The sequence below is a fragment of the Endozoicomonas atrinae genome, assembly GCF_001647025.1.
Classification (GTDB): domain Bacteria; phylum Pseudomonadota; class Gammaproteobacteria; order Pseudomonadales; family Endozoicomonadaceae; genus Endozoicomonas; species Endozoicomonas atrinae.
Genome location: NZ_LUKQ02000626.1, coordinates 1 through 940, shown reverse-complemented (window position 1 = coordinate 940; position 940 = coordinate 1). Strand labels below are relative to the sequence as shown.

1 protein-coding gene is annotated in these 940 nt (G+C 45.7%); it reads right to left on the bottom strand.

The window, feature by feature from the left end:
* Positions 1-422: 422 nt before the first annotated feature.
* The coding region (locus AK963_RS34130) for a hypothetical protein (protein ID WP_202969941.1) at positions 423-940 on the bottom strand (518 nt) is incomplete at its 5' end.

Below are 940 nucleotides of genomic sequence, written 5' to 3'. Positions count from 1 at the left end.
TAGCCGTTAACCTTCCGCTTATTCCCTTCCGGGGATACCGGCATATCGACGAGCTTCATCAGCTGCATACTGGTACTCTCCAGTACCGCTATCCCTCCCGATAGACCCGGGTCTATTCCAATAATTACTTTCATTCTTTTTTGCTCTCTCTTCCCTGATTTTTAGTCCTACCTCCCTTGATACTTCGTAGAGCATTTTTCCAGCTTCCATCATTAGCTCTTCTATCACTCTCCCCTTTAAAGGGGGGAGAGAGATGAAGAATGATGAAAATATAAAGCTCACCGATTCAAAACTTCAATATCTTCAAGGGGTTAGAGGATAGGGTGACGACTTCAGGTACTTAAAAATCATCAAAAAATCGTCACCCTACTGAAGAAGACTTTTTTTGCTCAAAATTTGAACAGCATTCTGAGTGTAAAAAGTCACTTAATAGCATCCTTTGCTATCTCTGATAACGAGACATGAACACCGTCTTGTATGATCAGATTCTTCTCTACGAGCCCGCTATATGTCCGGCTCCAGTTCTTTGCAGATACCGTATCTTTATCAATACATTCCTTACGGAGTTGCCTCGCCTCAATGAGTGCACCGTCAGGATCACGGCTTTGCGATTCCAAGGTTGCCTTCGCATTAGAAATGAGATTATCGAGTATGCGAAGAACTGACTTCTGAGCATCGCCAATAAGCTTTAACCCGGCGAGTTGTTCTGCATCCTCAGGGTCGAGGTGTCTTAGAACACAGCTGTATTGAGGCTCACCATCCTCATCCATGAAAGGGAGTCGTACAGGGCTGAAGAGAAAGGTCATAGAATCAGGCTCATCGGCATCTTTCATCTTCTTTGCGGTGATCTTTACTTCATCGTCTGATTTGACCACCGCATACTCCGCATCGAGCGCCCCCTTGAGCGCACTGTTGCCACGGGCACGATCCTTCGACCCGA